General features: G+C 69.6%; 14 protein-coding genes and 1 pseudogene. 13 read left to right on the forward strand and 2 right to left on the reverse strand.

All coding sequences use genetic code 11. The features are described from left to right. Positions 1–1,170: pseudogene (locus V7E05_RS06500) on the reverse strand (hypothetical protein); the annotation flags it as partial. Positions 1,171–1,606: 436 nt separating this feature from the next. Between V7E05_RS06500 and glf the strand changes: the two are divergent. The 12 genes from glf (at position 1,607) to V7E05_RS06560 (ending at position 18,291) form a co-directional block, all read left to right on the forward strand. After that, positions 1,607–2,788, forward strand: a complete 1,182-nt coding sequence (gene glf / locus V7E05_RS06505; protein WP_333618877.1) for a UDP-galactopyranose mutase — start codon at positions 1,607–1,609, stop codon at positions 2,786–2,788. 153 nt (positions 2,789–2,941) lie between these two features. Beyond that, positions 2,942–5,005, forward strand: a complete 2,064-nt coding sequence (locus tag V7E05_RS06510) for a glycosyltransferase (protein WP_333618860.1) — start codon at positions 2,942–2,944, stop codon at positions 5,003–5,005. Beyond that, positions 4,989–5,669, forward strand: a complete 681-nt coding sequence (locus tag V7E05_RS06515; protein ID WP_333618861.1) for a phosphatase PAP2 family protein — start codon at positions 4,989–4,991, stop codon at positions 5,667–5,669. Before V7E05_RS06510 ends, V7E05_RS06515 begins: the two co-directional genes overlap by 17 nt. A gap of 53 nt (positions 5,670–5,722) precedes the next feature. Further along, positions 5,723–6,739: a decaprenyl-phosphate phosphoribosyltransferase gene (locus tag V7E05_RS06520; protein ID WP_333618878.1), complete on the forward strand. Its 1,017-nt coding sequence runs from the start codon at positions 5,723–5,725 to the stop codon at positions 6,737–6,739. Between the two features lie 64 nt (positions 6,740–6,803). Further along, positions 6,804–8,930 carry a flagellar motor control protein ZomB gene (gene zomB / locus V7E05_RS06525; protein WP_333618862.1) on the forward strand — a complete coding sequence of 709 codons (2,127 nt, stop codon included), beginning with the start codon at positions 6,804–6,806 and terminating at the stop codon, positions 8,928–8,930. A gap of 232 nt (positions 8,931–9,162) precedes the next feature. Then, on the forward strand, positions 9,163–10,287 hold the full coding sequence (locus V7E05_RS06530; RefSeq protein WP_333618863.1) for an alpha/beta hydrolase: 1,125 nt from the start codon (positions 9,163–9,165) through the stop codon (positions 10,285–10,287). Between the two features lie 421 nt (positions 10,288–10,708). Continuing rightward, positions 10,709–12,676 (forward strand): alpha/beta hydrolase-fold protein, encoded by a 1,968-nt coding sequence (locus V7E05_RS06535; RefSeq protein ID WP_333618864.1) that lies wholly within the window; start codon positions 10,709–10,711, stop codon positions 12,674–12,676. Continuing rightward, complete coding sequence (locus V7E05_RS06540) at positions 12,673–13,182, forward strand: hypothetical protein (RefSeq protein ID WP_333618865.1); 510 nt, start codon at positions 12,673–12,675, stop codon at positions 13,180–13,182. The genes V7E05_RS06535 and V7E05_RS06540 overlap by 4 nt, the downstream gene beginning before the upstream one ends. A 209-nt stretch (positions 13,183–13,391) precedes the next feature. After that, a complete protein-coding gene (locus V7E05_RS06545) occupies positions 13,392–14,363 on the forward strand; it encodes a cutinase family protein (RefSeq protein ID WP_333618866.1) in 972 nt (323 codons plus the stop codon). Positions 14,364–14,685: 322 nt separating this feature from the next. After that, entirely contained in the window at positions 14,686–16,626 is a 1,941-nt protein-coding gene (gene fadD32, locus V7E05_RS06550; RefSeq protein ID WP_333618867.1) for a long-chain-fatty-acid--AMP ligase FadD32, read from the forward strand. 127 nt (positions 16,627–16,753) lie between these two features. After that, positions 16,754–17,413: an ECF RNA polymerase sigma factor SigK gene (gene sigK, locus V7E05_RS06555; protein ID WP_333618868.1), complete on the forward strand. Its 660-nt coding sequence runs from the start codon at positions 16,754–16,756 to the stop codon at positions 17,411–17,413. Further along, positions 17,410–18,291 carry an anti-sigma factor gene (locus V7E05_RS06560; RefSeq protein WP_333618869.1) on the forward strand — a complete coding sequence of 294 codons (882 nt, stop codon included), beginning with the start codon at positions 17,410–17,412 and terminating at the stop codon, positions 18,289–18,291. The genes sigK and V7E05_RS06560 overlap by 4 nt, the downstream gene beginning before the upstream one ends. Before the next feature lie 27 nt (positions 18,292–18,318). On the opposite strand, the gene V7E05_RS06565 is transcribed toward V7E05_RS06560, so the two are convergent. Beyond that, on the reverse strand, positions 18,319–18,813 hold the full coding sequence (locus V7E05_RS06565) for a hypothetical protein (protein WP_333618870.1): 495 nt from the start codon (positions 18,811–18,813) through the stop codon (positions 18,319–18,321). 78 nt (positions 18,814–18,891) lie between these two features. Between V7E05_RS06565 and V7E05_RS06570 the strand changes: the two genes are divergently transcribed. Next, positions 18,892–20,321: molybdopterin-dependent oxidoreductase (locus tag V7E05_RS06570; protein WP_333618871.1), on the forward strand; the 1,430-nt coding region annotated here is incomplete at its 3' end.

The following is a 20,321-nucleotide window of genomic DNA, read 5'->3' on the forward strand; positions in this document are numbered from 1 at the left end:
GTCGACCAGCACGTTGTAGCCGATGTCGCACCAGCCGAGGTTCTGCGCGTGGTAGGCGTAGGTGCCGCGCACGACGCCCGCCGATTCCGACTTCGAATAGTTGTTCGAGCCGGCGGTGTGGTGGACCACGCCGGCGGCGAGCGAATCGTCGATGTCCGGCGACTGGCAGCGGATCGATTCGTCGGCGCCCCAGCCCTTGCGCGAGATGATCGTCGGCTGCTTCGGCTTCGCCACGTCCCCGTACTCACCGGTCTCGAGATCCGGCTCGGGCGCCGGCGCGGAGAGGTCGGGGGAGAGAAGGACGGCCTGCACGTCGGCGCCGCCGCCGCCTTGTGCCGCTGCGCCCTTCTGCGCGCCCACATCGCTCGTGTCGGCCATGGGGGCGACGTTCGCGCCATCCTCTACCGGCTTGCTGACGTCGGAGTTCCCCTGCTTCCCCTCGATCGCTTCGCCGAGGGCCTGTGCCAGGTCGTCGCCCGGATTCGAGCCCTGCCCGGCGGCCGGCTTCGCGGTCGCCGAGGTCGAGGCGGCAGTTGCGTCGCCCTTCTGCTTCTCGGTCTCCGAGACGTCGCCCTCGGTGCCGGGAGCCGGCGTAGAGGTCTCGGGCGCCGGCGTGAGCGCGTCCGGCGCATCGCCGATGGAGGTCTCGCCGAGCTCGACTCCCGTGAGCGCGACCTGGACCTTGTTGGTCTGGACGCCGAGGAAGACGGGCTCCGTTCCGCCCTTGCCGGTGGAGGACTGGCCAGCGTCGAGATCGTCCGCGGTGTTGTCGGCGTCGAACCACTCACCCCAGCTGCCATCGGGCTGCTGCGCGCGGATCTTCGCGGAGGCGTTGTGGTCGCCGGTCCACGTGACACCGATCATCGAAAACGGGGTCTCCGAGGAGATCTCGCGGACGTTGTTGCCGTCGCCGCCCGCGACGTCCTGGGGCACGCCCTGGGCGACCGGGGCTCCCGCGAGAGAGACGCTCTGCGAGCCGGTGGACTGCGCCGAGCTACCAGCCGATTCCGCCGGAGCCTGATCCGCCACCGACGCGATGCCGAGTGCCGCCAGCGGGGTCGCGGTCGCCACCGCGAGGACCGCGACGACGCCGATGGACGAGGTGGACAGGGCGAGCGGTGTGGTGGCACGCGTGCCACCGCGGCGGAACTGGGGGCGGCGTTTACGCAAGGTCACTCCAAGGCTTCTGGCGGTTTTCCGACACGAACGGATACGCGCCGTCTGTTGTTGACGGGACCATTGTTGTACAAAAAGTCGGTTGTGCCAAGAACTAACTAGTGGGATTCATGAGTTACAAAGATGTAAGAGTTGCCAAAGTTATGAATGTGAAATAAGGGATGTTTGCCCTACCAGCGCCTACGGGCCGAGATGGCCACGGGGACGCGGCCTCCGCCGTCAGGGGTGGATATAGGGAAAGGATTCCCGAAACGGGCCGCACCCCCCACGCCGGTGTGGTGTCTGCGGCGCGCAGGGGGCGCGCGGGAGTGTCGTCCGGCATTGCCGGGGGCGCCCATTAGGCTGGGGTCGCCACTCGCGCGGCCAGCCGGCGCGAGAGGTGCAAGGAGACGAGAAGAATGTGCAGAAGCAGCAGGAGGACGGGCCGGATATGGTGAGCGATCGCGAGTGGGGCAAGTACGACCTGGTGGTCGTCGGATCGGGATTCTTCGGCCTCACGGTCGCGGAGCGCGCGGCATCGGAGCTCGGTAAGCGAGTGCTCGTGCTCGAGCGCCGCCCGCACATCGGCGGCAACGCGTACTCGGAGCCCGAGCCCGAAACGGGCATCGAGATCCACAAGTACGGAGCGCACCTTTTCCACACATCGAACGAGCGCGTGTGGGAATACGTCAACCGGTTCACCGAGTTCACGGGCTACCAGCACCGCGTCTTCGCGATGCACAAGGGCACCGCCTACCAGTTCCCCATGGGGCTCGGCTTGGTCAACCAGTTCTTCGGCCGCTACTACTCGCCGGACGAGGCCAAGGCGCTCATCGCCGAGCAGTCCTCCGAGATCGCCACCGAGGACGCGTCGAACCTCGAGGAGAAGGCAATCTCGCTCATCGGCCGGCCGCTGTACGAGGCGTTCGTCCGCGACTACACCGCGAAGCAGTGGCAGACGGACCCGAAGAACCTGCCCGCCGCGAACATCACGCGCCTCCCCGTCCGCTACACCTTCGACAACCGCTACTTCAACGACACCCACGAGGGCCTGCCCGTCGAGGGCTACACCAAGTGGCTCGAGAACATGGCGGCCGACGAGAAGATCGACGTGGTGCTCGACACCGATTGGTTCGAGGTGCGCGACGCCGTCCGCGCCGCGAGCCCGGACGCGCCCGTGGTCTACACCGGCCCGCTCGACCGCTACTTCGACTACTCGGAGGGCAAGCTCGGCTGGCGCACCCTCGACTTCGAGACCGAGGTACTGCCCACGGGCGACTTCCAGGGCACCCCGGTGATGAACTACAACGACGCCGAGTTCCCCTTTACCCGCATCCACGAGTTCCGCCACTTCCACCCGGAGCGCAAGGAATACCCGAAGGACAAGACGGTGATCATGCGCGAGTTCTCGCGTTTCGCCGAGGACTCCGACGAGCCGTACTATCCCATCAACACCCCGGACGACCGCGCGATGCTCGAGCGCTACCGCGAGCTCGCCGACGCCGAGACGGAGAACGCCAAGGTCCTCTTCGGTGGTCGCCTCGGCACGTACCAGTACCTCGACATGCACATGGCGATCGGTTCGGCGCTGAGCATGTTCGACAACAAGCTCGCCCCGCTGCTCGGCGGATAGCGGGCAACGGTCGGCGTCGCGCCGCGGCGCCGGAGTAGGCGATAATCGAAAACCGGTGATCGGAAATCGGAAGTCGGTATTCGGTCAATCTCGGAGACGGTCCGGGTGATCCCGGACGAGACAAGGAATTCACGGAGGTCGGCGAAGACGGTGATGAGCGCATCGACTAGCTCCAAGGGAAGCAGCCCGGAGGGCGCGGAATTCGATCCGCGTCGCCTCGCCCGGGTCATCTTCCCGAAGCGCGGAGAACCCTCGGACGTGCGCTCGCTCTACATGGTGGAGAACCCGGCGGCGCCCGACCGCGTGGCCGCGCTGGGCCGTACGAGCGCCCGCATCCCCGCGCGCACCGAGATCAGCTTCGAGACCTACTTCAACGCTCTGCCCGCCTCGTACTGGCGCCGCTGGTCACAGCTCGAAGAGGTGCTGCTGCGCATCGAGCTCACCGGCGACGCCCGAGTGGACGTGTACCGCTCGAAGATCGACGGTGCGCGCATCGCGGTCACGGGTGAGACCACCGATCCGGATGGCGAGGGCCGTTCGGTCCTCGAGTTCGTCGTCTCGCTCGCCCCGTTCGAGGACGGCGGCTGGATTTGGTTCGACATCTCCTGCGAATCGGACACCGAGATCCACTCGGCCGGCTGGTACGCGACCGTCGACGCCGGCCCGCAGGAGATCCGCAGTCCCCATGCCCGCCTCGACAACCCGGTGACCGGCGAGAGCCGCGAGTTCGAGCGCGGAGACGTCCTCCCCGCCGCGGTACCGCGGCTCACCGTCGGCATCCCCACCTTCAACCGCCCGGTCGACGCGGTCGCGGCGCTCCATGCGCTGGCCTCGGACCCGGAGGTCGACAGCGTGATCGACGCGGTGATCATGCCCGATCAGGGCGATAAGCACCCCGCGGACGAGTCGGACTTCCCCGAGGTCGAGGCGCACTTCGGCGAGCGCCTGCGCATCGTGCAGCAGGGCAACCTCGGTGGCTCCGGTGGATACTCGCGGATCATGTACGAGGCCCGCCACGCCGAGCGCGGCACGGACAGCCCGTACATCCTCTACATGGACGACGACATCGTCATCGAGCCCGATTCGATCCTCCGGGCGCTCGCCGCGGCGCGATACTCGGCGCAGCCGATGCTCATCGGCGGGCAGATGCTCAACCTGCAGGAGCGCAGCCACCTGCACACGATGGGCGAAATCGTCGACCGCTCGGACTTCATCTGGAAGAACGCGCCGAACTCGCACTACGACCACGATTTCTTCAATCACCCGCTCCGCGACCGCGGCGAGAGCCTCCCCGAGGGCGCGGAGAAGGAGAAGACGCCGAACAACTACCTGCACTCACGAGATCTCCACCGCCGCATCGACGTCGACTACAACGGTTGGTGGATGTGCCTCATCCCGCGCGTCGTCGCCGACACCGTCGGGCAGCCGCTCCCGCTGTTCATCAAGTGGGACGACAGCGAGTACGGCCTCCGCGCCGGAGCGGCCGGTTTCCCCACGGCCTCGTGGCCCTCGATCGCGATCTGGCACATGGCCTGGTCCGACAAGGACGATGCAATCGACTGGCAGGCCTACTTCCACCTGCGCAACCGGCTCGTGGTCACCGCCCTGTACTACGACGGCGACATCAAGGCGATCATCAAAACGCTCTACAAATCGCTGTTCAAGCACATGACCTGCCTCGAGTACTCCACCGTGCGTATCCAGGCCGAGGCGATCCGCGACTTCCTCCGCGGCCCCGAGGCGCTCGAGGAGATGCTCCCGGCCGCGCTCCCCAAGATCCAGGCGCTGCGCAAGGAATACCCGGACGCTGTGCAGCTCCGCTCGGCCACCGAGCTCCCGCCGGCCTCGGGCGCACCCGGTGTCACCGACCAGCCGAAGAGCGCGCCGGCGAAGGCGAAGGCGCTGCTCAAGGGCATCGCCCACAACATGCGCAAGGCGGATCCGCACAATCACGAGGTCCCGCAGATCAATATCCCGCCGATCGACGCGCGCTGGTACTGCCTCTCTCGGGTCGACGGAGCGACCGTCACGGCCGCCGACGGGCGCGGCGTCTACTTCCGCCAGCGCGACCGCGCCAAGGCCGCCGAGCTCGTCCGCGAAACGCTGCGGATGCACCGCGAACTGAACCGCCGGTTCCCGGAGCTCCGGCGCCGCTACCGCGCCGCCCACCCCGAACTCGTTTCCAAGGAGGCCTGGAGCCGTGTCTTCGACGCCTGATGAGCACGTCGGTAGTGCCGGCACCGGCGGTGCCGACGCCGCCGGCTCGGCCGGCACCGCCGGCAGAGCTCCCGCCGCGGGGCCCCCGACCGGCGAGGCCGCCCTCCTCGCGGAGCTGCAGAACGTGCTGCGCGCCGTGCCTGGCTCGATGGGCATCGCCACCGCGCTCTCGCATACCGGCGAGCACGCGATCGGCTGGGTCGCCCTCTCCGCGTTCGGGGCCTGGCTCCAGCCGGAGCGGCGCACCGCATGGGTGACGGCGGGCGCCGGCGCCTTCGGGGCCCACGCGGCCTCGGTGGTGGTCAAGCGCATCGTCCGCCGCAAGCGGCCCCACCACCCGGCGATCCGGGTCGGCGTTGGAACTCCGTCGAAGATGAGCTTCCCGAGTTCCCACGCGACGTCGACGACGGCGTTCGCCCTGCTGGCGGGCGAGGCGACGGGGAACCCGCGCGCGAAGGTCCTCATCCCGGCGACACTCATTCCCGCGATGCTGGCGAGCCGGCTCACGCTCGGGGTGCACTACCCGTCCGACGTCATGGGCGGGGCCGCACTCGGAGCGGCGAGCGCCGTGGCCTCGCGGCGTCTTGCGCCCGAATTCCTTTCCCGGGCGGGGGCCATGGGCCTCCTCCCCGCAGCTTTGGTGACCGATAGGGGACCGCGATGAGCGAGAACGAGAGCGCACAGCGCGCCGAAGACGAGCAGGCCCGCAGCCGCGGCATGCAGACCGAGGCCGACGACCTCCACCACACCGAGTACGTCTGGGGCTCCGAGCCGCACACGGCGAACGAGCGCGAGGACGCGGCGGAGTCCGAGGGGGAGGGCGCGCCGCCGAAGAACCTCCTCGACGGCATGATCAAGGCGCTGCGACCGAAGCAGTGGGTCAAGAACGTCCTCGTTATCGCCGCGCCCGCCGCGGCGGGCACCGAGATGCTCACCGATCCCGATGTGTTGCTCAAGGTGGCCATCGCCTTCGTCGTGTTCTGCATGGCGGCGTCGTCGATCTACCTCATCAACGACGCGATGGACGTCGAGGCCGACCGCCAGCACCCCACCAAGCGCTTCCGGCCGATCGCCGCCGGCGTCCTGCCGGTGCCCGTGGCCTACACCATGGCCGCGGTGCTCATCATCGCCGCGATCGTCATCTCCGTGCTCTTCGCCTCGTATTCGCTGGCGATCGTCGCGGCGGTGTACATCGTCCTGCAGCTCCTCTACTGCTTCGGGCTCAAGCACCAGCCGGTGCTCGACATCTGCTTCGTCTCCTCGGGCTTCCTCCTCCGCGCCATCGCGGGCGGCGCTGCCGCCGAGGTGCACATCTCCCAGTGGTTCCTACTGGTCATGGCGTTCGGCTCGCTCTACATGGCCGCGGGCAAGCGCTACGCCGAGATGAGGTATCACATGAAGACCGGCGCGAAGATCCGTAAGGCGCTCGAGGGCTATACCGCAACTTACCTGCGTTTCGTGTGGACGCTCTCGGCCACGGTGCTCGTGCTCTGCTACGCGCTGTGGGCGTACGACCGCGGCGGCGATCCGAACTATCCCGATGCCGCGATCTGGCTGCAGATCTCCATCGTCCCCTTCACGGTCGCGATCCTCCGCTACGCGGTCGACGTCGACACCGGTTCGGCCGGCGAGCCCGAGAAGATCGCATTCGGGGACCGCGTGCTCCAGGTCCTCGCGGTCGCCTGGGTGATCATCGCCGCGATCGGCCTTTACCTCATCCCCGCCCTCAACTAGGTCCGGCCCGACGCCCTCCAGGGCCGCAAGGCCGGGCGTCGCAGCACAGAAGAGAACACCGATAGTGAGCAGCGCCCTCGCGGGGGAGAAGACCTCCGCAGACACCACAGCCACCGCACCGCCGAGCCGGCCGGCCACGCCGAGCGCCGGGCTCGCGGCCTTCGCGCGTGCGCGCTGGGCTCCCCTGGTGTTCTGGCTGTCCGTCGCGGTCACGGCGGCGTTGTTCTTCGCCGGGGCGTGGGAGCGCCGCTGGATCGCAGACGACGGGCTCATCGTGCTCCGCACGGTGCGCAACATGCTCGCCGGCAACGGCCCGGTGTTCAACGCGGGCGAGCGCGTCGAAGCGAACACCTCGACGTTGTGGACCTTCCTCATCTACGCGATGCAGCGCGTGATGCAGCTGCCGCAGATCGAGATCGTCGCGCTCATCGCAGCGTTGTCGACCTCCCTGCTCGCGATCGTCTTCGCCATGTGGGGCGCGCGGATCATGTGGGCGGGCACGCTCCGCAATCCCGGCCGTCTCCACGGGCGGATGACGGCGGGCGTGCTCATGCTGCCCTTCGGGACGCTGGTCTACATCGTCCTTCCTCCCGCGAAGGACTTCGCCACCTCGGGCCTCGAGACCGGCCTTGTGATCGCCTGGATCGCCCTGTGCTGGTTCCTCGCCCAGCGGTGGGCTCGCGCCCCGCACAGCGAGTTCGCGCTCGGCTTCCCCGGGGGCGGAACCGTCGTGCTCGCCGTGGTCGCCGGGTTGGGCCCGCTGGTCCGGCCGGAGATGGCGATCGTCGCCGCCGCGCTCCTCGCCCTCGTGTTCTTCTCGCGCCAGTCGATACTGCATCGCGTGTGGCTCGTGGTCCTCGCCGGCGCGATCCCGGTGGTGTACCAGGTGTGGCGGATGAGCTACTACGGCCTGCCTTACCCCAATACCGCCGTGGCGAAGGATGCCGGCGGATCGAAGTGGGGGCAGGGGCTCTCGTACCTCGGCGATCTCGCCCAGCCGTACGTGCTCGTGCTTCCCGCGGTGGTGGGGATCGTGGCGATCGCCGCCGCGGCCTACGCGCTCCGCAGCCGTGTCGGTGGCGCAGGGGCTTCGTCGTCAGAGGCGGGGGAGAGCCGGGCGGTTGGCGACCGTGAGGTCGGCCGGGAGGGCGAGGGCCTCCGGGGGCTCGTCCCGCCGCTCCGCTCCACGTCGGCTGTCACGGCACTGTTCGTGATCGTCGGCCTGGTGCTCGCGGTGTATTCGGTCCGCGTTGGCGGCGATTTCATGCACGGCCGCGTGCTGCTCCCGCCGCTCTTCACGCTCCTCCTGCCCATCGCGGTGCTGCCCATCCCGGTGCGCGCGGCGGCCGTACGCACTGGGGGCGACCCCGGCGAGTCCGCCGACCCCGCCGAGATCCGTCGCCTCCGGATCCTCGCCCCCGTGCTCGCGGTGTGCTGGCTCGTCGTCGCCGGCTGGGCCCTCGCGGTGACCTTCTCAAACCAGGCCTTCCCGGAGAAGCCCGAGTCGATCACCTCTGACGGGATCGTCGACGAGCGTGCCTTCTACCTTCAGCGCACCGGGCACAAGAACCCGCTGCTCGCACGCGACTACCTCGACTTCCCGCGCATGCGCGAGCTGGTGCAGCAGGTGCGCGACAACCAGACCGGCGCGGTGTTCCTACCCGTAGGCGGCGCGCAGGACCGCTGGGACGTCGTCGCGCTCGATCACCCGCTGCCCGGTCTGCAGCCCTTCGAGACGCCCGAGGACCCACAGAAGACAGTGGTGTTCCTCAACCTCGGCATGACCAGCATGAATCTCCCGCTCGACGTCCGGGTGCTCGATACCGTCGGGCTCTCGAACCCGCTAGCGGCGCACACGGATCGCATGGTCGACGGCCGGATCGGCCACGACAAGTACCTCCCGCTCGACTGGTTCCTCGCCGATTCGGGGCTGATCGAGAATCTCCACAACCTCCCGGAGTGGGCCGATCCCGACTGGTACGAGCAGGCGAAGGTGGCGCTCACGTGTCCGGCGACGGTCGAGCTGCGCAAGTCGTATATGGATCCGTTGACACCCGAGCGGCGGAAGGCCAATCTCAAGAACGCCTTCGCCTTTGCGGAATACCGGATCAACAGGATCCCTGCGTACGAGGTTCAGCGCTGCGGGCTCCCCATGCCCCCCGAAGTGGACCTGGATGCCATTCCCCGGTAGTGTTCGAACGGGTTCGGTATCAACTTAATAACGCTTTAAGCTCGATTCAGGATAGTTCTGTAACGCTAGTCCCAATTTGCGCGACAGTAACAGTGCGCAATTTTCCCGAGGGTGCCGCAAGGCCTGCGGAATCAGGGAGGCGGCGCAGTCCTGCAGTCGTTCGGGCCGCAAGGTCCGCCGAGGGGATTCGGTACTAGAGCCGAACGCAAGAAACACTTTTGAGGAGCACTTGATGACCAACGCCGCGACTTCCGCGAGCAGCCTGCGCCGCAAGCTCGCCGCCGGTGCGCTCGCCATCGCCACCGCGATCGGCGTGGCCTCTGCCGCCGGCCCCGCATACGCACAGAGCGCGGACTCCCAGATTGCCCCGCAGCAGCAGGGGCTCAACCCCGAGGCGGGCGCTCCACTGCCCCCCGGCGGCGAGGATCCCGAGGGCAACCGCAGCAACCTCCGTCCGGGCTGTGTGTGGGACGGGGTCCAGTCCTGGGTCCAGCTCTGTGATGTCTGGTCGCCCTCGATGAACCGCCACATCAAGGTCCAGGTCCAGCCGGCCCGCCTCTACAGCGCCACCGCGAGCCTCTACCTCCTCGACGGCCTCCGCGCCCGCGACGACTGGAACGCGTGGACGCACGATGCGCAGGCGCAGCGCACGTTCATCAACGACAACATCACGCTGGTCATGCCCGTCGGCGGCCAGGTGTCGTTCTACTCCAACTGGCAGCGCCCGGTCGACATCAACGGCCAGCAGTACAACTACCAGTGGGAGACCTTCCTCACCTCGGAGCTCCCCGGGTACCTCTCTTCGAGCTTCCACGTCGACGCGACGAACAACGCGATCGCCGGCCTCTCGATGGGCGGCTCGGCCGCGGCGTCGCTCGCCGCGAAGCACCGCAACCAGTTCAAGCAGGTCTCGGTCTTCTCGGGTTACATGAACCCGACGGCACCCGGCATGTACTCGATGATCCCGCTGGCGATGTTCGACCAGTGCAAGTGTGATCCGTTCGCGATGTGGGGCCCTCCGGGCTCACCCGATTGGGGCGCCAACGATCCGCTGCTCATGGCCGACCGTCTCCGCGACATCCCGATGTTCCTCACCGCCGGTTCCGCGATCCCGGGTCAGTACGACAACCCGGACAGCCTCCAGGCCGTGTTCAACACCTTCAACGGCATCGTCCTCGAGGGCCTCTCGCGCGGCTCGACCATCGCGTTCCAGAACACGCTCAACCAGGCGCCGAACCAGGCGACGTTCGACTACCGCACGACCGGCATCCACGGCTGGCCGTACTGGAACGACGATCTCAAGACGGCGCGCGAGCAGCAGATCCTCGACGTCCTCAAGGGTCGTTCGCCGATGTAGATCCAGAGCGGATCGAGTCGGGGCCGGAACGGCGTGAACGCCGCCGCGAAAGTCTCGACCACAACTTAAGATTTTTTGCTCTGGGCGCGAGTCGCCTGGACGGAAACCGGGGCCCTGGGCGTAAATTGATACGCACAGGGCCCCGGTTTTCTCGTCGGGCATCCCGTGAGCGGGGAACTCACGGGCGGCCGCCGTCGGGCCTTCCGCGCACGTCGCCGCACCGCGCCGGTCGCTCCTCGGGGCTCCGGCCGGCACACGTCGCCGCGCGCACGAAGAAGAGTCGACGTCCATCGCCGCCCGCGCCGCGGGGTCGAAAGAGAAAGCGCCAGCACATATGAACTCATCGCGCCGCGAGGCTTCCGCACAGCGCGGGTCTTCCCCACGAACCGGGTTGCAGTCGGGCACCCCCCGTCGCGGTTCGTTGACCTGGAACCGCAAGCAGCTCCGCCTCGTGCCCGTCGTCGCCATCGCCGTCGCCGCCCCGCTCGCCGTGGGCGTGGCCACCGGGCAGCCGGGCAACGGGGCTCCCCAGGCAGAGGCCCAGGGAGCGAGCACCTCCTCTTCGGCGACGAGCGCTCCGCCGTCAACCGCGCCTGCCGCGACGGCCGGGCAGACGGCAGCGGCCGACGCCCAGCCCTCGAGCCAGACGCAGCGCCCCGCGGCGAACTCAGACGTGCCCAGCGGCGTCCGCCTCGAGCGCGTCGACTGGCTCAGCGACCGCAAGGTGGCGCTGTGGGTGCAGTCCCCGGCGATGAAGCGCACGATCCAGGTGCAGCTCCTGCTGCCGCGCTCGTGGAACTCCGATCCGGAACGGACATACCCGGCGCTCTACATGCTCGACGGGCTCCGCGCGGAAAACACGGAGAACGGCTGGACCAAGGAGACCCAGCTCGAGAACTTCTTCGACTCCAAGGACGCGGTGGTCGTTCTCCCCGTCGGCGGGGAGTCGAGCTTCTACACGGACTGGCAGAACCCCGCGAAGGACGGCGAGCCGTACCAGTGGGAGACGTTCATGACCTCCGAGCTCCCCCCGCTCGTGGCGAAGGACTGGCGGCTCAACGACCGCGCGGGCGTGGTCGGCCTGTCGATGGGCGGCACGGCCGCGATGGATCTCGCAGCGCGCAAGCAGGGGATGTACCAGTTCGCGGGCAGCTTCTCCGGTTACCTCGACACCACGAGCTACGGCATGCCCGAGGCGATCAAGGCCGCGCAGACCGACGCGGGCGGCTACCGCTCCGAGGACATGTGGGGCCCGCTCGGCGGCGAGACGTGGCGTGAGCACGATCCCAAGCTCCTCGTCGACCGCCTCAAGGGCACCTCGCTGTACGTCTCGGCGGGCTCGGGCAGCACAGGCCCGTGGGACAAGCCCTCGCCGATCACCGGGATCCCCGACAACTTCGCCGGCTACGGCCTCGAGCTGCTCGCCAGGATGACCTCGCAGAACTTCGTCGACGCGGCGAAGAAGGAGGGCGTCGAGGTGACCAGCCGGTTCCGCCCCTCGGGCACCCACTCGTGGCCGTACTGGCAGTTCGAGATGACCCAGGCGTGGCCGCAGGCCGCCGCGGCGCTCGGCGTCGATGCCGAGGCTCCGAAGTGCGAGACTGTCGGCGACATCAAGGCGCTGCGCGACGGCAACGCCGCGCTCGGCGACTGCCTCACGGGCGAGTACGACGTCCAGGGCGGCCGCGCCCAGGACTTCCGCGACGGCCGCGTGTTCTGGTCTCCCGAGACCGGCGCGAACGCCGTGGTCGGCGCCATCGGCGCCGCGTACCAGGCGGACGGCGGCCCCTCCGGCGAGCTCGGCCTGCCGACCTCCTCGGAGCAGCGGACCAAGGACGGCGTGGGCCGGTTCACCACGTTCCAGCACGGCGCGATCTTCTGGTCGCCGAAGACGGGCGCGCACGCCGTCACGGAAAAGATCGCCGACCTGTGGAAGGACAAGGGTTCCGAGGGCGGCGAGCTCGGCTACCCTGTCACGGACGCCGTGCGGAACCCCAACAAGGACGGGGTCGCGCAGGGCTTCCAGAACGGCACGGTGTTCCAGTCGGCCGACGGCGACCCCGAGTTCCTCAAGGGCGCGATCCTCGCGAAGTACAAGGACGCCGGCTACGAGAACAGCGACCTCGGATACCCGGTCTCCTCGGAGATCCCGCTCTCCGGCGGTGCGCTCACGAAGTTCGAGAACGGCTCGATCTACTGGTCCGAGGCCACGGGCGCGCACATCGTGCCCACGGGCCAGATCTTCGACGCCTGGGGCCAGGACGGCTACGAGAACGGCCGCTTCGGCTACCCGAAGTCCGATGTCCGTTCCGTCCCTGGCGGCGGGCAGGAGATCGAGTTCGAGCACGGAACGATCCGACTGATCAACGGAAAGATTGAGAAGTCATGACCCTCCCCCGCCCCATCTTCCGGAACTCTGCCCGTATGACGGCGGGCGGCGCGTTGGCGGTGGCGGCGCTGGTCCTCGCGGGCTGCGGCTCGGGGGATTCCACCGTCTCCGGCAGCCCCGAGTCCCCGACCCTCGCGCCGCCGCCGAGCGCCGGTTCGCGCACCTCGGCCTCCGCGGCGCCCGACGGCGGCGGCTTCCCCGAGTCCCCCGAGCCCGTACCCAGCGATGCCCCGGGGCTCGAGACCCCGGAGGTCGGGGCGCGCGAGAAGTCGTACCTCGACTCTCTCAAGGATAACGGGATCACCCCCGACAACCTGCAGCTCGAGCTCGTCGCGGCGGGGAACAACATCTGCCGGATCCGCACCACGGGCGGCGCGGCCGACGAGACCACGACCCTCGCCAACGCGATGGCGGGGCAGCTCGTCGCCGCTGGCGCCGCGAAGGGCAATCCGGAGCAGGTGGCGCAGGAGATCATCGACGCCTCGTCGACCCAGCTCTGCCCGTAGCGCCGCCCGGGAGCTTTTACGGTCGCCTCAGCTCCGGCATAGCCGCGGCCTCTACTATCGGGCATTCGCGCGACGCACTCTCTCGCCTCCGCCCCGAGCGGTCACCCGCGCCGCGCGGCACCGGGAGTCTTCGCGCCCCTTCGTGAGCCCACGCAGGTCCTCGCGAGCGCTCCCGAGTCCACGGAAGACCATCGGAAAGGAACCACGCCATGGCGCAGAAGCCCCGCGGCCGGGGATTCGGATTCGTCCTCGGCGTGCTCATCGCCGTCGTCCTGCTCGTCCTCGGCATCGGTTGGTTCCTCTCCCGGCAGGGCGGCTCCGGTACGGGTCCCGAGCCCGGTCCCGGGACGGGAACGGCAGCACCGGATGACGGCGCAGGCCGAGTTCAGCCGGCGGACTGCCCCGATGTCAGCCTGCTGTCCGTGCCGGGCACGTGGGAGTCCGCGGCGAATGACGAACCGGTCAATCCCTCGGCGAACCCGAACTCGCTGCTGCTCAAGGTCACGGGGCCGCTGGCGGAGGCCAACGATTCCGCCCGGCTCGAGACGTACACCGTTCCCTACACGGCGCAGTTCCGGAACCCGCAGCGGCCGCAGGACGTCACCTACGACGCCTCGCGGGAAGAGGGCAAGGACAAGCTCCGCGCCAAGCTCGCGGCGACTCACGAGCACTGCCCCTACACGAGCTTCGTCCTCCTGGGATTCTCGCAGGGCGCCGTCATCGCCGGGGACCTCGACAACGAGATCGGGACGGGCAACGGGCCGGTCCCCGCGGACTCGGTCGCGGGCGTGGTCCTCATCGCCGACGGCCGTCGCGACCTCGGCACGCCGGGGCCCGGCAATGTCCCGGGCGACGGGCAGGGCATGGAGATCACGCTGCAGCCGGCCTCGGGGCTCACGCAGATCATCGCCGGCGCGACCATGACGGGCGCGCGGCCCGGAGGATTCGGCGACCTCGCCGACAAGACACAGTCCCTCTGCGCGCAGCCGGACCTCATCTGCAATGCGCCGCTCACCGTCAACGACGGGGCCGCGCGGTTCACCGAGTTCCTCAACAACAACGCCATCCACGCGCAGTACGACACCAACCCGGACGTGATCCCCGGGAGCACGGCGACCGAGTGGACGCGCGAGCACATCCAAGGCCTCGTCGACGGCGCGGAGCACATCGCGCACTCGTGATGGGCCGGGAGGGGCGCGCGGGGCACGCCGACGAATGGTGGGGACCACACTTTCCACGCTAGAGTCTTTAGATTCGGGCCCCGTTGTCTGCTTGGACGTAAGCGCGCGGAGCTCATTTATCATGAACGGATGTAATAAATGTCCGTCGGGCGGAGACAGTCAGTCCGGCGGTACATGCACAGTCGATGAGTGATCACCGACCCGGCGATGATCGACGTCGATCCCTCCCGCGGCGAGGCACGTGCGCGAGGGAGCCCGCACGCGGGCGGGTGATTCGCGGCGGCCGCCGCGTGGACGACGACAAGAATGGAGTACTAGGCACGTGGAATACGACGAGTTCCTCGACGGCTCAGGGGCCATCGCCCTGCCGGAAAGCGCCACGCTCGTGGACTTCGTGGAAGCCAACGCGTCCAGGGCACTTGAGGATCCGGCCGCCGACTCCCTCATCTTCCGCTTCAACGACTACTCCTCGTCCCGCAAGGGCGAGCAGCACGATCTCTCGTGGGCCGGATTCGGGGCGCGCCTCCACGCGATTGCCGCGCGCCTCCAGCAGGTAGCCAAGCCGGGCGACCGCGTCGCGATCCTCGCGCCGCAGGGCCTCGACTACGTCGTCTCCTTCTTTGCCGCGATGCACGCGGGGCTCATCGCCGTCCCGCTCTTCGATCCGGACGAGCCGGGCCACAAGGACCGCCTCCACGCCGTGCTCGGCGACTGCCGCCCGGCCGTGATCCTCACGGCCTCGGAGTCCGCCGCGGGTGTGCGCCAGTTCTTCCGCGAGCTCCCGGCCCGCGAACGCCCGCGCATCGTCGCGGTGGACGCCATCCCCAGCGAGCTCGGCACCTCGTGGACGCGCCCGGACCTCACGGGCTCGGACATTGCGTACCTGCAGTACACCTCGGGCTCGACCCGCACGCCCGCCGGCGTGGAGATCACCCACCGAGGCGTGTGCACCAACGTCCTCCAGCTCATGGCGGGGCTCGGGCTCACGTCCTCGTGCTCGGGTGTCACGTGGCTGCCCCTGTTCCACGACATGGGCCTGCTGTGCGTCATCCTCCCGGCCATGGCCGGGGCGTTCGTCTCGATCATGTCGCCGCGCGCGTTCGTCCAGCGCCCCGGCCGCTGGGTGCGCGAGCTTGCCTCCTACCCGGAGTCCGACGGAGTGTTCGCCGCGGCCCCGAACTTCGCGTTCGAGCACGCCGCGAAGCGTGGTCTTCCGGCCGAGGGCGAGGAGCTCGACCTCTCCAACGTCACGTCGATCATCAACGGCTCCGAGCCGGTCACACCCGCGTCGATCCGCGCATTCCAGGAGGCGTTCGCCCCGTACGGACTGCGGGACACCGCCATCAAGCCGTCCTACGGCATGGCCGAGGCGACGCTGTTCGTCTCGTCCCCGCGCCAGGGCGATGCGCCGCTCGTGGTCGATGTCGACCGGCACGAGCTTGGCGCCGGCCGGTTCACCGTTCTCTCGCCCGAGGCAGCCGAGGGCAACCCCGACGCGATCCCGCAGGTGGCCTGCGGCTACATCGCGCCGTCCCAGTGGGCCGTGATCGTGGATCCCGAGCTGGATGACGACGGAGTGCACACAGGCTCCGGCGCGGAGCTGCCCGACGACCGGGTCGGCGAGATCTGGCTGCACGGTGCCAATATCGGCCAGGCCTACTGGCAGCGCCCGGAGGAGTCGCACGAGACGTTCGCGAACCGCCTCGTCTCGCGCCTGGACGAGGGCACGCACGCCTCGAGCGAGTTCGGCACCGTTCCCGAGGACGCCGGCTGGCTCCGCACCGGCGACTACGGCGTCTACCACGAGGGCGAGCTCTACATCACGGGCCGCGTCAAGGATCTCGTGATCGTCGACGGGCGCAACCACTACCCGCAGGACATCGAGGGCACGGCGCAGGCCGAGTCCGCGGCGCTGCGCCCGAACTTCGTCGCGGCTTTCTCGGTGCCGGCGAACCAGCTGCCGCCCGAGGCGCGCAACGGCCGCGAGATCGCTGCCGACGACGGCTCGGAGACGCTCGTGCTCGTCGCCGAGCGCGCCCCCGGCGCCGGCAAGGCCGATCCCGCACCGATCGCGGAGGCCGTGCGCAAGGGCATCTCCGAGGCCCACGGAGTGCACGCACAGGACGTCCTCCTCGTGCCCGCGGGCTCGATCCCGCGCACGTCTTCGGGCAAGATCGCGCGGCGCGCGACCCGCAAGGAATACATCGACGGAACCCTGCGCGGCGGCTACCAGCAGACCGCATTCCCGGACCTCGAGGACTAATCTCTCGCCCATAGGGCCCATCCGCCCGGCTCGCCGCTCCGAATAGTCGGGCGGGACGCCCCGTGCCGCGATTCGCGCGGTGGGTTTCGGGCGCGGGCGCCCTCCGCGCTCGACGGAAGGGATGTGCATGGTAAGGCCGCGTTCGGGAGGTGCGCCGGGTAACCCCGGCCAATCGGGGCTGCCACTGGGCGAAGGGGGTTCCCTCGTGCTCTCCGGCGGCGGGGATGGGTCCGACGGGCTCGACGCCCTCCTCGCCGCCTCGGCGCGGGGAGAGCCGGCGGCATTCGCCGAGCTCTTCGACGCCACCTCGCGGCGGATCTACGGCCTCGTCCTCCGAATCGTCGGCGATCCGGGGTTCGCCGAGGAGATCGTGCAGGAGACGTATCTGCAGATCTGGGACCGGGCCGATGGTTTCGATCGCTCCCAAGGCAGCGCCCTGGGCTGGATGCTCACCATCGCGCACCGGCGAGCCGTCGACCGGGTCAGGAGCGAGAGCGCCGCGCGCCGCAGGGACCTTCGCGACGCAGCCATGCACCGTGACGGCGAGCGCGACGTCGCCGAGGAGGTCGTGTCCACCGTGGACGCCGAGCGCCGCTCGCTCGACGTGCGCAAGTGCATCGATGGGCTCACCGGGAAGCAGCGCGAGGCGATCGAGCTCGCCTATTTCGACGGCAGGACCTATAGCCAGGTCGCCGAGCACGTCGGCGCCGCGCTACCCACGGTGAAATCCCGGATCAGGGACGGACTCCGCAATCTCAAGATCTGCCTCGGGGGTGTGGGCGCATGAGTACCGGACGTGACGAGCGGGAAGACCTGCGGGATCTGGAAGACGGCGAGCTCGAGCTGTACGCGATCGATGCGCTCGACGAGCACGAACACCGCCGCGTAGAGGCGACGATCGACGCTGCGGAGGGGCCCGAGCGGAAGCGCGCGCTGCGCCGCATCGCCGATGCCAGGGACGCGGCCGCCGCGCTCGTCGAGGGCGCGGGGATCGACGCCGAACCTCCGGAGGGGCTGCGCACGGCCGTGCTCGACGGGGTCGCGCGGCGACCCGGGACCGGGGTAGCTGGTGGCCCGGATGCGTTCCGGCAGCGACAGCAGCGGCGCGGCGATGGCTCGGGCAACTGGTGGGCCCGCGGGGCCATTGCCGCTGCGGCCGCGGCGCTCGCGCTCGGCGGCGGGATCGCGGTCGTCACAGGGCACGGCGGGGAGCAGGGGGCCGAACCCGGCGGAGGTGGCGGGAACCCGGCAGGCTCGTCGGCGCCCGCTGGTCCCGGCGGCGCGAGCTCCGCCGCGCCGGGCGATCCGGCGTCCATGGCCGCCGAGATCATGGCGGCGTCGGACGCGGCGGTCGAGGAGATGCCCTCGGGTCCGGATGGCATGGCGAAGCTCATGCGCTCGGACGACATGAATAAGGCGGTAATCGAGTTCTCCGGTCTTCCCGCACCGAAGGACGGGATGCGATACACCTCGTGGTTCGGCCGGAAGGGCGGGAGCATGGTCTCCGGGGGCGCCGTGGCCATGGGCTCCGACGGCAAGACAGTGGTGGCCTCGATCGTCGATCTGGCGGGGACCTCCGACGTCATGATCACGGAGGAACCCATGAGCGGGCCACCCGCCGCGGCTCCCACGGGCGAGCCCATGGCGGCCGTCGCGCTCGATTGAGCCGGCGTGGCGGCCGCCTCGGGCGGCTCAGCACTCGGGCATGGCCATCGGGGAGCTCATGGCGCCGGACATATCGCCCGATGCATCGCCCTTCATGTCGCTGGACTCGGGATCGGGCTTGGGATCCGACATCGAATCGGACATCTTGTCGGAGCCGGGGGAGCAGGTCGACGAGGGATCCATCGATGGGGCCATCGACCCGGACATGTCCTCTGACATTCCCGCGGACATTCCCGCGCCCATCGGCTGGGACATCGGGGCGGACATGTCGGACGACGTTTCCGACGACATCGACGAGGACATCGGCGGGCTCATCGAGGTCGAGGCGTCCGAGCCTCCCGAGTCCCCCGACGAGCAGGCGGCGAGGGCGAGCGCGGCGGCCACGGTGAGAGCGGCGCCGCCGGCTCGGAAATAGGTGCGGGGGATGGTGCGGTTCGGGGACATGATGACCTCCTGGGTCGTGAGAATCCGGTTGCTTCCGCCCGGGGCTTCGGGGCCCGAGCCGTCCCGGATGGGTCCCATCCGCTCGCCCGGCGCCTCCGAATCCCGTACGGGGACCCGGGAGCGCACGGGTCGGAACCGACCGGAAGGGAACGGGACATGGCCGAGCGGCTGGTCGAGCAGGAGACGGGCGGCGGTGCGGCCGAGAAGGGCACGTTTGCAGCCCCGGGCGCGGGCGGTCGCGGGGACGGAGCCCTCCGCGCGCTGCTCGGGATCGTCGCGGCAGCCATCGTCGCCGCCGTCGGTCATCTCGTCGCCGGCGGGCTCGCTCCGGACGCCTCGCCGGTGGTCGCGGTCGGCGATGCCGTCGTCGACCTCTCGCCGACGGCGATGCGCGAGTTCGCGATTCGTACCTTCGGCACCGCCGACAAGGCGGCGCTGTTCGCGGGCATGGGGGCAATACTCGTCGTCCTGACGGCGGGTGGCGGTCTCGCCGAGCGCCCGGGGCGCCCGCTGGGGTCGGTGCTCATCGGCGCCCTCGCTCTCGTCGGCGCGGCCGCCGAAGTGACCCGGCCTCCGGCGTCATGGGTGTGGCTCGTCCCGTCCCTGCTCGGCGGGGCCGCGGGCATTGCGGTGCTTCGCTGGGGCGTGGCGCTCCTCGAGCCGACCGGAGCCAGGGCCCGCAAGGGGGCCGGCGCCGGGGCCGGAAACCGACCGGGCGCCGCGTCGCCGGATCGGCGCCGCTTCCTCGGTGTGCTCGGCGGAGCGGCTGCGCTCGCCGCGACCGCCTACGCGCTCGGCGGCGCGCTGGCAAGGAGCGCGGGGGACGTCGTCGCCGAGCGGCTGGCCTTCGCGCTCCCCGGGGTGCGGCCGGAGCTCGCGGCGCGCCCGATCCCTGCGGGTGTCGAGGTCGCCGCGAACCTCGAAGGCGCGACGCCGTTCCTCACCCCGAACGACGAGTTCTATCGGATCGATACGGCGCTGCGGGTCCCGGCGGTCACGGCCGCGGACTGGTCGCTGCGGATCCACGGGATGGTCGAGCGCGAGATCACGGTCTCGTGGGATGAGCTGCTGCGACGCACGGCGAAAGAGGCTGTGGTGACCTTGACCTGCGTGTCGAATGAGGTCGGCGGCGGCCTCGCCGGGAACGCGAAGTGGACCGGCTTCCCCATGGCCGAGCTGCTCGCCGAGGCCGGGGTCTCCCCGGACGCCGACATGCTCCTGTCGACCTCGGCAGACGGGTGGACGTGCGGCACCCCGCTCGCCGCGCTGGTCGACGGCCGCGACGCCATTCTCGCGGTGGGGATGAACGACGAGCCGCTTCCCGTCGAGCACGGCTATCCCGTGCGGCAGGTGATCCCCGGGCTCTACGGCTACGTGTCGGCGACGAAATGGGTGGTCGACTGGGAGGTCACACGATTCGACCAGGCGCATGCCTATTGGTCGTCGCGAGGCTGGTCGGAGAAGGGGCCGATCAAGACGGCATCGCGGATCGACAGGCCGAAGGACGGCCGCAGGCTGGACGCCGGCCGCAACGTCCTCGCGGGCACCGCGTGGGCTCAGCACCGCGGGGTGAGCCGCGTCGAGGT

The sequence above is a fragment of the Dietzia sp. genome (assembly GCF_036741115.1).
In the GTDB taxonomy this organism is placed as follows: Bacteria; Actinomycetota; Actinomycetes; order Mycobacteriales; family Mycobacteriaceae; genus Dietzia.

Coding starts and splice junctions, on each gene's coding strand:
- glf (WP_333618877.1), top strand. CDS start 1,607: ATGGTGAGCGATCGCGAGTGGGGCAAGTACGACCTGGTGGTCGTCGGA.
- V7E05_RS06510 (WP_333618860.1), top strand. CDS start 2,942: ATGAGCGCATCGACTAGCTCCAAGGGAAGCAGCCCGGAGGGCGCGGAA.
- V7E05_RS06520 (WP_333618878.1), top strand. CDS start 5,723: ATGCAGACCGAGGCCGACGACCTCCACCACACCGAGTACGTCTGGGGC.
- V7E05_RS06530 (WP_333618863.1), top strand. CDS start 9,163: ATGACCAACGCCGCGACTTCCGCGAGCAGCCTGCGCCGCAAGCTCGCC.
- V7E05_RS06540 (WP_333618865.1), top strand. CDS start 12,673: ATGACCCTCCCCCGCCCCATCTTCCGGAACTCTGCCCGTATGACGGCG.
- V7E05_RS06545 (WP_333618866.1), top strand. CDS start 13,392: ATGGCGCAGAAGCCCCGCGGCCGGGGATTCGGATTCGTCCTCGGCGTG.
- sigK (WP_333618868.1), top strand. CDS start 16,754: ATGGTAAGGCCGCGTTCGGGAGGTGCGCCGGGTAACCCCGGCCAATCG.
- V7E05_RS06560 (WP_333618869.1), top strand. CDS start 17,410: ATGAGTACCGGACGTGACGAGCGGGAAGACCTGCGGGATCTGGAAGAC.
- V7E05_RS06565 (WP_333618870.1), bottom strand. CDS start 18,813: ATGGGACCCATCCGGGACGGCTCGGGCCCCGAAGCCCCGGGCGGAAGC.